11 protein-coding genes are annotated in these 13698 nt (G+C 40.2%); 5 read left to right on the forward strand and 6 right to left on the reverse strand.

All coding sequences use genetic code 11. The features are described 5' to 3' along the window. The 4 genes from KTO63_RS16115 to KTO63_RS16130 form a co-directional block, all read right to left on the reverse strand. Complete coding sequence (locus tag KTO63_RS16115) at nucleotides 1–2475, reverse strand: tetratricopeptide repeat-containing sensor histidine kinase (protein WP_217792417.1); 2475 nt, start codon at nucleotides 2473–2475, stop codon at nucleotides 1–3. A 197-nt stretch (nucleotides 2476–2672) separates the two neighbouring features. Beyond that, on the reverse strand, nucleotides 2673–4460 hold the full coding sequence (locus tag KTO63_RS16120; protein ID WP_217792418.1) for a glycoside hydrolase family 97 protein: 1788 nt from the start codon (nucleotides 4458–4460) through the stop codon (nucleotides 2673–2675). 453 nt (nucleotides 4461–4913) lie between these two features. Next, entirely contained in the window at nucleotides 4914–6260 is a 1347-nt protein-coding gene (locus tag KTO63_RS16125; RefSeq protein ID WP_232373211.1) for a family 43 glycosylhydrolase, read from the reverse strand. 268 nt (nucleotides 6261–6528) lie between these two features. Further along, the gene (locus KTO63_RS16130) at nucleotides 6529–7554 is read right to left on the reverse strand and encodes a LacI family DNA-binding transcriptional regulator (RefSeq protein WP_217792419.1); all 1026 of its coding nucleotides are present in this window, start codon (nucleotides 7552–7554) and stop codon (nucleotides 6529–6531) included. 472 nt (nucleotides 7555–8026) lie between these two features. On the opposite strand from KTO63_RS16130, the gene KTO63_RS16135 reads away from it, so the two are divergent. The 3 genes from KTO63_RS16135 (at nucleotide 8027) to KTO63_RS16145 (ending at nucleotide 9427) form a co-directional block, all read left to right on the forward strand. Then, entirely contained in the window at nucleotides 8027–8527 is a 501-nt protein-coding gene (locus tag KTO63_RS16135) for a DUF421 domain-containing protein (protein ID WP_217792420.1), read from the forward strand. Nucleotides 8528–8636: 109 nt separating this feature from the next. Next, the gene (locus KTO63_RS16140; protein ID WP_217792421.1) at nucleotides 8637–9167 is read left to right on the forward strand and encodes an inorganic diphosphatase; all 531 of its coding nucleotides are present in this window, start codon (nucleotides 8637–8639) and stop codon (nucleotides 9165–9167) included. A 62-nt stretch (nucleotides 9168–9229) separates the two neighbouring features. Beyond that, nucleotides 9230–9427 (forward strand): DUF6496 domain-containing protein, encoded by a 198-nt coding sequence (locus tag KTO63_RS16145; RefSeq protein WP_217792422.1) that lies wholly within the window; start codon nucleotides 9230–9232, stop codon nucleotides 9425–9427. A 129-nt stretch (nucleotides 9428–9556) separates the two neighbouring features. On the opposite strand, the gene KTO63_RS16150 is transcribed toward KTO63_RS16145, so the two are convergent. Beyond that, entirely contained in the window at nucleotides 9557–9796 is a 240-nt protein-coding gene (locus KTO63_RS16150; protein ID WP_217792424.1) for a hypothetical protein, read from the reverse strand. 228 nt (nucleotides 9797–10024) lie between these two features. Beyond that, complete coding sequence (locus KTO63_RS16155; RefSeq protein WP_217792425.1) at nucleotides 10025–11227, reverse strand: NAD(P)/FAD-dependent oxidoreductase; 1203 nt, start codon at nucleotides 11225–11227, stop codon at nucleotides 10025–10027. A 283-nt stretch (nucleotides 11228–11510) separates the two neighbouring features. On the opposite strand from KTO63_RS16155, the gene KTO63_RS16160 reads away from it, so the two are divergent. Both KTO63_RS16160 and KTO63_RS16165 read left to right on the forward strand, forming a co-directional pair. Continuing rightward, a complete protein-coding gene (locus KTO63_RS16160; RefSeq protein WP_217792427.1) occupies nucleotides 11511–11948 on the forward strand; it encodes a response regulator in 438 nt (145 codons plus the stop codon). Between the two features lie 264 nt (nucleotides 11949–12212). Further along, on the forward strand, nucleotides 12213–13697 hold the full coding sequence (locus KTO63_RS16165) for an alpha-amylase (protein WP_232373212.1): 1485 nt from the start codon (nucleotides 12213–12215) through the stop codon (nucleotides 13695–13697). Nucleotide 13698 lies beyond the last annotated feature (1 nt).

Below are 13698 nucleotides of genomic sequence, written 5' to 3' on the forward strand. Positions count from 1 at the left end.
TCATGCGATGTTTATAGATGCTTTCAACAATTCCTTGGTGCTTATAGATTTGAGGTTATTATCGGCACAAAACTTTAATTGAATGCTGGTTCCATTGTCATTTTCAATGTTCAATTCACCTCCAATCTGCCTGGCCAAACCTTTTATAAGCCTTATCCCCATTGATTCGCGGTGTGCCACATCAAAGCCTGTAGGCAGCCCGATACCATTATCTTTCACTTCTAGTCGCACATCAGACTTATTTGTCATAGTTTTCATGCTAACCATTATGCAACCATTTTTTTTATTTACAAAAGCATATTTAATAGAATTGGTAATTGCTTCATTCAAAATTAAACCCACAGGTATTGCCTGTACGACATCCAATTCTATGGGGTCAATGATCAACTCGTAATAAATCTTCCCGCCATCATTAAAACTCGCTTCCAGGTAATCAACCAATTCTCGTATATAGGTCTGCATGTTTACGAATGCCACGTTATCTGTTTGATACAATTTTTGATGGATCAATGACATGGCCTGCATTCTGCGCCGGCTATCATTTACAGCATGAAGGGCCTCCCGGTTATCCAGGTATTTAGATTGTGTGTTTAATAGACTAATAACGATCTGCAGGTTGTTTTTTACCCTGTGATGTATTTCCCTGATCAACCACTCCTTGTCTTCCAAAAGGCGCATCAGCTCTGCATTCTTTTGATTGATTTCATTTTGTTTGGCCTCAAGTTTTTGATTACTCTTTTGTTTAAATCGGTAACGATTATACAAAAGCGCAGATAACAAAGCCAGGAGGACGATTCCACCAATCATGATTCTTGTATTCATCTTAGATTGCTTAAGCTGCGTCTCCTTCAGTTCTCCTTGTTTGGTAAGCAATTTGATATCGTTGTCTTTTTTTTCCGCATTGTATTTGAACGCCAGTTCATCCATTTGCACATGCGTCTTCACACTGAACAAAGAGTCTTCTATTCTTCGATACTCCCTGTAATGATTCAAAGCATCCAAATAATGCCCGGTAGCAGAATCAATTTTATAAAGAGAATTTTGTACGCGGGAATAATTTTTCGGATCCCGGTCGAGTCCTAACACTGTTAAAGCCTTGACATAGTACTTTCGGCTCTTCTCGTATTGTTTTGCTCCGAGGTAAAACCATCCAATATTTTCATACAAAAACCATTTGCTTACGTCACCTCTCGTCTGCTGTGCTTTTTCTTCCATCTGTTCGGCTAACAGAAATTGCTTTTCAGCCACGTTGTAATTTCCAAGCTTTGCATATGTATCGCCAAGCGCCAACGCTATATTTTGGATATTGGCAGGGTTATCAGTTGGTCTTTCTTTCAGCATGTCCAACACTAGCTTCAATGCTTCCTGGCTCCGGTTTTGATCATTCATTGTTTTGGCGATCGCACTTGCACTCAAATACATAGATGGCTCATTAAATTTAATGTATTCTTTAAGTGCCTTTCTAAACCAAAACGTTTTGTCTTCATTATTCAGCGATGTTATTTCGTATAAATTACCAAGAAGCTGGTAAATTTCACCCAAACATGTACTGTCTTTTGTCGACTCTGCTGCTTTTAAAGCATCAAGCGCCAACGTTACTGCTTGCGGGTAATTACCCAAAGCCCGCGTAGCCAGGCTTGTGTAGTAGCTGGTATATTGCGTATACGGGAATTTAATTTTTTCTGCCAATCGCAATGAATGCTCAAAACCATCCTTGCTCTCCTTAAATCTGCCTATCATATATTGAAGCCCACCGATATAATATTGACAGGCGGACTGCTTTTCAAAGTCGTTCAATTGCAGGTATAGTTCATACGCTTTTGTTAGATAACCAATTCGTTCAACAAACGAAGTCATATCAAAAGGATGATAAAGCCCCCAATAAAACCATGCTTTTGCTTCTGTTGCCTTGTCGCCAAGCTTTTGTGATGAATTGATGGCTTGTTTAAAGTAAATAGTAGCCGTATCGAACTGCTGTTTTTTGAGATAGCATTTTCCCAATAAGATAAGTGAGTGATTTGCCAGAGAAAGTTGCCCGGCACCTTCTGCTTCCTGCTTTGCCTTCAAAAGATAATTGCATGCGCTGTCAATATTTTTGTGCTCGCTTCCAGGTTTAAACGCATAAAATGCACCAATCAATACAAGGTCATTTAATCTTTGTGTTGCTCCAACTGATTGTAAATTCCGTTTAAGTAAATCAATATTTTCCTGATCGGGCCATATTTTCTTAATCAGTTCAGGATGATCATAAAATCCTTCACCGATTAGAAAAATCCTGTTCATGCCATTATACCTTGAAGTTTCTACTAAGGCACTGTCAAAGTCAATGTTGAATTCTTTTGAAGCTAATTTGAAAGCTGCCGACATTTCCATCAACAGTCGTTGCTGTTGCATGTTGAAGTTTGGTTGTTGAGCAAAGGATTGAGTCATTAAAAAGCTGGCCAGGATCAATCCAAAAAGGCATGCTTTAAACATGCCTATAAATTAAGCAAAAAGTTCGAAAATGCATAATTGCCGGCTTTAGCAACAATTGATCCGCAATAGTATTAACGCTGCATGAATAACAGACTTATAAAAGTTTCCGCGTGATCAAGGTTGCCGTTATTACTCAAGCCAGTTGATGTACGCAGTCCCTCTATTTCAAAAAGATCGGCATGTGCAAACACTCTTCTCTATTTAGTCTTTTCCAACAGAACACAAGCGCCTCCTCCGGGAGCCAGATGCACCGTTATTTTCTGACCATATGAAACAGTCAAAGTTGATACTGCGTAACTTTCCTTGTTGGTTCTAAAGTCTGCATCCTTTCCATCTTCAATGATGGTTGCTTTGTATTCTCCCTTATCAAGTATTGATAGAGGAATTGACAGTGTTCTTGCATTCTCGTTTGTTGCGGCTGCAATCAACCATTTGTAATCTGAAGACTTTCTTGCCATTACGATGTACTCGCCAATTTCTCCACTTATGGTTTTACTTTCTTTCCATGGCATTTGTTCTGCACTGATGAACTTTAAGATTTGCGGATGTTTCAAATAGTTTTCAGGAATATCCGGTATGATGGTTGTTCCGGAAAATACAATCAGTGTTCTGGCTGCTTCCGCAGTAATGGTTGAAGGGACAGGTGTGGGGTTATCTACCCGGCCTTTTTGAATCATATCTACCACTCCGTTGTCCATATCCAGGGGGCCGGCCAGCATGTTTACATAAACAGCAGTCACAAATGTAGATGGCTGAAACACGCGATGAGCATCCAGCTGTGAGTGGCAGTATTCTCTTGTAACAGCGTTTGGCCATGTACGCATTTGTCCGTAAGGATGAACGGGACCGTCGTGGAAATCCACCAGTAATTTATTCTCAGCACAAAGTTTTGTGATGACCTGTGTATGTTTGTTTTTCTCTTCAGGGCTCCCATTCATAAATCCATATTTTACGCCCACCGCTCCCCATTGACCATACTGCTTAATGGTTTGATCCAACGGATAAGTTTTACCACCAACATCGTTCAGATACAACCAAATGCCTATGCCCTTTGCCTGCGCATAATTAAGCAACTGGTGCACCTGTTCTATTTTGCCACCTTTTAGTGGATCAGAATCTTTATTAAACTCAGGGCCATACCAGTCAGCATCCAGCACGAGGGTATTGATGTTATTACCCGCAGCAAAATCAACCATTCTTTTCCATGAAGGCAAAGACATATCATATTTAAATCCTTTTGCTTCTGCACCGTTAATGCGCCAGTCCCAAACAGCTACCCCAGGTTTAACCCACGAAAAATCCAGGCCCTTTGCAGGCTCAGGGTTTAGCAATTCTATTAAGTGAGAATCTACCATTTTACCCGGCGTACTGCCAAACAACACCACACGCCATGCTTTTGCTCTTTTGGAAGCGACGGTAAAATTTGTTGTTCCCTGATTTGACTTGAGTAGCAAAGGCTCGCCTGATTCCAGGCTTGCTTCATGTATTGCCATGTAATGATTGGAATCTGCTCTAATGGTCATTACTGGCATGCGAATTCCATTGGCGTCTTTCAATTTCTCGGGACCTATGTTCTTATTTTCTCCATTGTAATACCAGGCGGTGTAGTTATCAGCAAAATTAAACTGGCTCAATTCTTTCTCCGCGTTGGCTCCCTCATACTTGAAAGCAAATCCATCATTGTAAACTCTTATTCTTATTTTATATGCGGCCCCATCAATAAGCACTTCATCGTATTCGTCGGGTACGGCGGCTCTCTTTCCCCACACAGGCTTCCACGTTTGCTTAACATGGTTTAATGACGATTGCAGCCAGTGGAATTTTCCAACACTATCTAAGCCGATAACAGACGGCTTAATCAATTGCTGTCCATTTGCAGTAAAACTGTACACCACATTGTCATCTGATTCGTTAACGGCTATTTTCAATTTTTTGTCAGGAGAGGTTATGGTAACACTATGTTTAACCGATTGGCCGTATAGCACTGCAAAACATTTTACCGTGCACAAAAAACATATGAGTAAAATCTTGTTCAAAACATTTTTCATTTTGCTATGAGAAATTTATTACTTTTTTCTGAGAGCATGCCTTTTAAAAGAGATCCCATTATCCATCACCATATTCCAGGTTTGGAGTTAAAAATGCAGCGACAGATATCACACCAAGGGATAGCTGTCCACAGTATACCGAGAGAATGGAACATTGATTTTGCTGATTGTCGTGATTTGTGATGATTCCTATTTGAAATTTAAACTCAATTCCGTTTTGTTAATCTGTTTGAAGAACCAAAAGAAAGTTGCCTGTCATTCCGGATATCAAAAAATTGAAAAGTTGTTATTTAAATGACCTCCATTTTCAAATCATTTTTAATCATGACAATCTTGATAATCTGCCTGCCCGACTAAAGATCATCCAGGCGGGCGTTCTGTCTTTTTAGCTTATTCAAATTGTATCCAATCAAGGGCCACGTCACTGCCTTCTTTTAACCTGGCAATGAGATGATGCCTTCCGGTTATTTTTCGTTTTAAAGATGATTGCGTCAATTCCCATTCTTTGTTTTTCGGAATTTGAACTTGAATAACAACAGGTCCGTTTGCATCATCGAGCCTGACTTCAAGTGTTCCGCCTTCGCTGCTTTTAGCTCTAAGGTTTATGGCTTTAGGGGATTGTTTTCCAAATTCAACACTGTTGTATTGCACCCACGCTGCAGGTTTGCTGAACGTTACTTTCCATCCTTTAAACCTGTTTGCAGTGTCGAGAAAATCAATCGCCGCGTCATTGCTGATGACGCTGTACCTGTCCATTTGTATTTGTGATGTGGCCTGCGTTACACCAATTCCGCGCAACGTTGGAATAACTTTGCGGATGGTACCGTCTTTATTAAAAAAGAGACTATCCGAACGTATTGATCTGGCTTTATCAAACGCCGGTGAAAGATCATTGTGGTGATAAAATAAATACCATTGATTTTTAAATTCAATGATAGAATGATGATTCGTCCAGCAACCGGTGGGCGATTCATCCATGATCACGCCTGTAACAGTAAATGGCCCAAGCGGACTTTTACCCACGGCATATTCCAATCTTTCAATTTTGTTTGCAACATGCGGATAGGTTAAATAGTAGATGCCATTTCTTTCAAACATGTACGGTCCCTCTTTTAAACCTTTATCAGGCAATTCTGTGAGCACCTGGGGTTCCGAAGCCAACTCGAGCATGCTTTCTTTTAGCTTGGCGGCGTAAATATTTCCCTGAGACCAATACAGATAAGCCTGTCCGTCTTTGTCTATAAAAACATTCGGGTCAATGCCACGAACGCCTTTGATTGGCTCTACTTGCGGCGTGTATGGTCCTTCTGGTTTATCAGCAATTGCAACTCCCACTGTAAAACCTTTGCCGTTTATGTTGGTGTCCTTAGGTGTTGAAGGAAAATAGAAATAATATTTTCCATTGCGGTTAATGCAATCCGGAGCCCACATGCTATAGCTATCCGGCTTTACCCACGGCACTTTGTTTTGCGTTACAATAACACCATTATCTTTCCAGGTGGTAAGATCGGATGAAGAAAATACATGGTAGTCTTCCATACAGAACCAACCCACTCGCCCTCTGTTTTGAGTTGCCAGAATATCATGCGAAGTGAAAATGTACACTTTGTCTCCAAACACCCTGGCAGAGGGGTCCGCGCTGTATTGATTTGTGATCAATGGATTTTGCGCAGGCAAACATTCAACAGCAACAACTGCCGATGCCATGAGCAAAATCCGTTTAAAATATTTTGACATTATTATAGTTACCATTTTAGTTAAAAAACATTGCTTCATATTAATGCGCTACGGGCAAGGGATTGTTAATGCTTATTTCTATTGATATATTTCCCTAAGGGAAACAAATGCGACCGGAATTAAGGATAGATGTCCTGACGTGTTTTTATAAATTATTTTTCAAACTGAGATTTGATAATAACGGTTATGGATAAAGCCACATTACCATAGTAAAAAGAAAATCGCCTAAAGAAGTGACTTGGGTTATAAGTAGTAATTGGGCATTCTTTCATTTTCTTAACGACGACGCCCTCGCAATAATTTCTGATCGAAGGACAACGGTATTGGCATTATCGACTGTTCGTGTTCCTGAAAGATGGTCGATTAGACATTTGGCTGCAACCTCACCCATTTCATGACAAGGATAATTTACCGTCGTAAGATTCGGTTCAATGATTCTGCTAACAGGATCGTTATTGAAACCCGCAAACGCAATTTCCTGTGGAATTTTTACACCTGCCTCCTTCAGCGTTTGTAAACAATAAGCAGCGCAATTATCATTCGCAGCAAATACACCATCTGGCTTATTGGTCATTTGCAAAATGTGATTACCAGCGTCAACACCTGCTTTTTCCGTCAAATCGCTCACCAGCAGCAGATCATCACTAAAAGAAAGTCCCGAATCCCGCAGAGCTGCTTTATACCCACGGAACCTCTCTTCATATATGTTGGTTGAAAGGTCGCCCGTTATGTGCATGATACGACTGCATCCCTGTTCTGCCAAATGCCGCGTGACATCGTAGGCATTTCGGTAATTATCAATTACAACGTTGAGGCTGCGAGGATCTTCACAACCGCGATCGAAGAAGACAACTGGAATGTTTTTGTCAAAAAACATCTTGAATTTGTCCATGTTTTTCGCATTATAAGCGAGGGAAACAAGCAAGCCATCTACACGGCTGTCAAACATCATGTTAATATTGGACGTTTCTTTTTTGGCTGACCCCAACGATTGGCTAATGATAATATTATACCCATATTCACTGGCTATATTTTCAATACCAGCAATAATGGAAGAAACGACATAACTATTAAGACGGGGAACAATAAGCCCAAGTGTGTGTGTTTGTTGGGTGCGCAGGTTCCTGGCAAAACTGTTGGTACGATATCCCATTTCTTTGGCCATGGCATGCACCTTTTTCCTGGTGGCGGTACTGATGGATTGGTGCTCCTTTAAACTCCTGCTGACCGTAGCCGCGGAAATATTGAGACGCCTTGCGATATCATATATGGTTATCTCTTTGTCTTCTTTCATACGGCAAGTGGGTATCGTTTGCGAAATCCCGACTAAGCCAAATGTAAAAAGATGGCAAAAGACCGGATAGCTTATTTGTTGAAAAGAAGGATACAAATGTTTTGTTGTCACAAAACATTTGTGGCTACCGGTTTTCATAAATAAATGATATTCAAGAGAATTATAAATCTAATCGGTACGTTTTACCCAAAATTGCAGAAACCAACTGTTCGCCCACCGTCCTCTAGCTCCTTCACATATACCCACAAAAACAACCTGATCTTTAAATTCGTCCAGAGCATCGTGCACCGCTTTGATTCTTATAATGTTTCATTGTAACTAATGCTGGGTTGCAAATTCTACCTTCTTTAAGCAAGTGGTATCATTTTTTATCAAAAAATTCATTGAGAAAAACACTCCACAATTTATATGGCTAAAGCAGCTAAGTGATAGAAAATACTCGTGGTTATTGTAAATTTTATTTAATTGGATCATGCATATATTATTGGAACTCTTCGGGGAAGGAAAGGACCTGTCAAGCTTGCAAATGTCTATGCGCTCATTGGTTGTCTTTATAATAGCGTTAATACTCATTCGCCTGGCAGGAATCCGTGCTTTTGGCAAACATTCGAGTTTTGATAATGTTGTGACAATAATGTTGGGGGCTGTACTAAGTCGAGTCGTAGTTGGAGCCTCCGATTTTTTGCCAACAGTCGCGGCTTCTGCAACCTTGGTAATTATGCATCGCATCATTGGGCGGTTAACAATAAAACCGTCCCTCTTTAGCAAATGGGTCAAAGGAGAACGAACCATCTTGTTTGACAATGGCAGTTTCCTGCAAGGCAATATGAAAAAATCTCAAATTAGCGTAGATGATATGCAGGAAACTATTAGAAAGAAACTTAACCAGGAGTCGTTCGATAACATAAAAAAAATTTATGCAGAAAGGGATGGATCGATTAGCATTATTGTTCAACAGCACAAAAAAGAGTAGAAACTATTAAAACAAAAAGTAGCTGGCGTTTGACGTCCTTCCAACCTTTTATTATCAAACTTCTCGAAAGAGCTCTCTCTGTATTTATTCATTTAAAAGTAAAGGTCTTATGAAAATTGACAAGATCCCCTATAAAGAACACAACCTATTGAAGGTAGTTGTTGAAACGCCAAAGGGCTCTCAACATAAATACGATTTTGATTTTGAGTACAAAGTTTTTAAGCTTAAAAAGACCCTGCCTTTAGGTAGTACGTTTCCCTTTGATTTTGGCTTTGTGCCCGGAACAAAAGGGGAAGACGGCGATCCGCTGGATGTTCTTATAATAATGGAAGAAGCATCTTTTCCAGGCTGCCTGATTGATTGCAGGATAATAGGTATCCTCGAAGCAGAACAAACTGAAAAAGGGGGGAAACCAATTCGCAACGATCGCATCGTGGCTATCGCGAATGCTTCTATCCTTTTCAAAGGCATCACCAGCATGAAGGAGCTGAATGAAAACTTCATCAACCAGATTGAAGACTTTTTTATTGATTACAACAAGAGTGAACAAAGAGAATTTCGACCCATCAGGTGGTCGGGTTCTAAAAAAGCATGGGATCTAATTGAAGAAGGTTTGCAAACTGCCGGTTCACAAAAATGAACACGGCACAATGGAATAATTTTTTCTGTCGACAAAATATTTACTAACCTAAAACTAGTAATATGGCTAAGTATTCAAAAAAAGCTGGAGAAAAAGTAGAGAAAGTGATGCATGAAAAAAAACAGGGCACGCTTAAAAGTGGCAGAAGCGGTAAAAAAGTAACCAGTCGCGCCCAGGCAATCGCTATCGGTTTATCTGAAGCCAGGGAAAAGGGAGCCAAAGTTCCCGCCAGGAAAACAGCTAGAAATAATCTACCATAGACGGAATGCGAAATTTATATAGTTAACAGGAGTTTTTTATGAGGAAGATCTAAAATCTTTATCTTAATTTATTTGATACAACTAAGTTGAAATTTGTAAATATTACACATGTTAGCTTATGACGATTAGCTAAACTATTTTAAAACAACAATCATTTTTGTTTTCGGCGAGTCCCTTAAACATTTCTTCCTCGATTTTTATTAAGTTGGAAATTACAATATTTTCTGTGGTATAGTTTTCTTTCTTTTTAATAACCTCTTTGACTTGCGGTCTGTCCAAAACTTCGGGTGATTTAATAAAATATGTTGCATCTTCTATAAGATTACCGTTATTCGTAACCTTATACATTACCAAATAGTAGTTTATCATAACCTTGTGTTTAAACAAGAACAATTGTTTAAAATACCTTCAGATCAAGATATGAAAAAAAACACGATCCCAGAATAAAGGCTGTTTTACGCTTTATGTAATTCAAAAATTAGACCATGCCACAGCAATGGAGATGCCGTATTAAATTACCATTCTTTGTTATTTTCATTGTATGGAGAAACTAACATCGAACAAATTGATTGCAACAGGTTTAGCGTTCTGTAACTCTTACCGGTCGAATGAAAATATTTCTTTGTATTTATTTGATTTACCTTCAATCATACTAGTAATAAGTTGAGCGGCAAGCAAGCTAAAAGTAATGCCATTTCCACCAAAACCTAAAGCAAAATAGGTATGTGAACGTTGTGGAATTTTTCCGATATACGGTAGTCCATCTTTTGTACCGGCAAATGAGCCGGCCCACACAAAATCTGGTTTAAACCGGATACCGGGAAATAGGGCTGCAAAGCTTTTCTGCAAGGCTTTCGCTTTTGCAGGCAATACCTCGTCACGGCGCGTACCCGCGGAAAAATCACTATCCTTTCCTCCTATCAATATACGATGATCTGTTGTTGTTCGCAGGTACAGGTATGGTCGCGCTGTTTCCCAGATCAGTGCATTTTTGTACCAAAAATATTGTTTGTCCAGAGGTTCACTGACCATCGCATAGGTGGTGTGTACATCCTGGATTCGGAAGGGTAAGTATTTTTCTGATTCATAACCGCATGCGATGACAAGCTTACGTGCTGTAATTTTATATCCTTCACTGGTGATCACAGATACGCCTCTTTTTTGATGATCAATTGTTTCGACGGTTGTATTATCATACACCTGTGCACCTTTATGTATACAGTTATGCAGCAGCGCATGCGTTAGCTCGTATGCATCTACTTCCGCACCGACTGCCGATAATAAAGCTGCGTCTTTTGTAAAACCAAATTTCGATTCTATCTCCGATTGGCCTATCAGGCGTACATCTATTCCAGCCTGCTTGCGAAGTAAATACTCGGTTTCGAGCGATTGAACATCTTTTTTATACGAAGCATACTGCAGGCTGGGCTTGTATTGAAAACTTGTTACCTGTTTTAATCCAGTACAAATTTTCTTCAACTCATGTATCGCTTCCATACAAAGCAGGTAACTGGCAACGGCTTTTTTTTGACCAATCTTTGGTATCAATTCATGCAAGGGCGTATCAATTTCATATTGCAACAACGCCGTGCTGGCAGCAGTGCTGCCCATGCCGGCGTGCCTTTTTTCAAGGACGACCACCTTATATCCGGCATTGCATAAGTGCCATGCAGACAACGCACCGCTTATGCCTGCACCCATCACTATAACCTCTGCATGAGCATTGGATAACAAAGAAGGATAACTCTTAATGATACCGCTGTTCAATAACCAATAAGGATAGTTTGTGTGAAGGTTCATTTTATTTAGTTTAATGAAAATGAAAGCTTAGTGCAATGCTTGATTTTTCATATTTATATGTTGAAAGGTTTGTGCCATTACTTATTCGTCACAATCAAATTATAATAAGTTCGATATAAGTCTGGACAAAGCGCCGTTTCTTGTGCAACCCTCGCTCATACAGAATTAGTTAATAATAACCATAATAACCACCTATTACCTGAATACCGTTTAGCATCAGGAGAAAAAAAAATGACAAACCACAAATGAACCGTGTATTTTTACCTGATTAAATACCTTTCCAATGGCGACTCCGACAACATCAACCATTTTTATTGCCGACGACGATATGGAAGACTTGAGTCTATTGGAGGAGGCCATTATGAACCACAATCCTTACCTCGTTATCCAAACCTTTCGCAACAGCAATGAGCTTTTACACGCTTTGACACTTCAATATCCAAGCTTGATTGTGCTGGATTATAACATGCCTCCCACAACTGGCCCTGAAGTTTTATCCCTTCTAAAAAATAACCCAAACCTTCGTAACATACCCAAAATTATTTGGAGTTGTTCCAGTAATGCCGATCACATACGTGCATGTTTTAGCGAAGGAGCAGTTGCATATTTTATAAAACCGTTTTCTTTGGCGGAGTATGGAAATCTTGCCAAAGAAATATGCGCCCATTTAAAATCACGCAATCTGATTTCCGATACTTCCGACGATCTTTATTTTGAATAGTGTGGGTAACGTTAAATCTAAATGATTAATTCTTGTGGTATAAAAAAATCGTTGAGTTAGAGACCAAAAGTTTTCACGCTTCGCCTGGTGAAATAAATCTGACCACTTTATCCATGCTGAAACGCCTCGCCCTTTTTTAGCTTCAACTTTCGAACAGTACTACTCTGGCACAATTAGCAGTTCAATCACACGATGGCATAAAAATATTATTACGTAAACTACTAGTTGCACTATTACACTTTTACAAATAATAAACGATCTTTTATGTTGAATGGAACAATGTTTCAGTACTTCAGCTGGTACTATCCTGCAGATGGAAGTCTTTGGGAAGATGTAAAGACGAATGCTCAAAACCTGGCTAACCTTGGAGTGAATTCTGTTTGGCTGCCACCTGCCTACAAGGGCACGCAAGGCGGCATGTCAAGTGGCTACGATGTGTATGATATTTATGACCTGGGCGAATTTGATCAAAAGGGATCTGTAAGAACCAAGTTCGGCACGAAGCAGCAGTATAAAGAAGCGGTAGAATCACTGCATAAAGCGGGCATTCAAGTGTATGTGGATATTGTTTTAAACCATAGAGGAGGCGGAGATGAAACCGAAAAAGTGACGGTTAGAAAAGTTGATCCCGAAAACCGGAACAATTTCATCAGCGACGCTTTTGAGATCGAGGCTTTTACCAAGTTCACGTTCCCTGGCAGGCAGGGACAGTACTCTCAATTTGTCTGGGACTTCCGGTGCTTTAGTGACGTGGATTATGCAAAAGATAAAGAAGAGACAGCGATTTTTAGTATCGCCAATGAGTACGGAGACGGCTGGCAGGAAGTGATTGATAGCGAAAAAGGAAATTATGATTTCCTGATGTTTGCGGATGTTGAGTTTCGCAATTCAAGCGTTAGGGAGGAACTTAAACGATGGGGTGAATGGTATTTGAAGGAGATCGGGTTTGATGGCGTGCGCCTGGACGCCGTTAAACATATTACACCCGCTTTTTACAATGAATGGCTGGATCATATGCGGTCCATCAAAGACGACTTGTTTGCGGTAGGTGAATATTGGGCACCTGGCGAACTGCCACTTCTTCAGAAATATATTGATGCGACGCAAAGACGCATGTCTTTATTTGACGCCTCACTCCACCATAATTTTTATCATGCGTCCAACGAAGGAAACAATTTTGACCTGAGGAAAATACTGGACAATAGCCTGGTACAGGCAGACCCGGCACTGGCTGTCACCGTCGTAGACAATCATGACACACAACCTTTGCAAGCCTTGGAAGCGCCTGTAGAGAAATGGTTCAAGCCCCTCGCCTATGCACTCATTCTGTTGCGTGAAGCGGGCTATCCCTGCATTTTTCATCCGGACCTGTATGGCGCGCATTATGTAGACAAGGGGAATGATGGTAATGACCACGAAATCTTCCTGGATAAGTGTCCCCATATCGATGAATTGCTTCTTGCCCGGAAATTATATGCTTACGGCCTTCAGAGGGATTATTTTGATCACGCCAATTGTATCGGCTGGACACGAGAAGGAATTAGTGAAGTGGAAAATTCAGGTTGCGCAATATTACTTTCAAACGGCGATGAAGGTTTTAAACACATGGAAATAGGAAAACAACATGCAGGCAAAACATTTAATGACTTACTTAAACAACATCCTGCCACTGTTACAATCGATGAAAATGGATGGGGAGAGTTTCATGTTTCACCAGGATCTGTCTCAGTATGGATCTCATCACAATAAT

The organism is Pinibacter aurantiacus (assembly GCF_019130065.1).
In the GTDB taxonomy this organism is placed as follows: Bacteria; Bacteroidota; Bacteroidia; order Chitinophagales; family Chitinophagaceae; genus Pinibacter; species Pinibacter aurantiacus.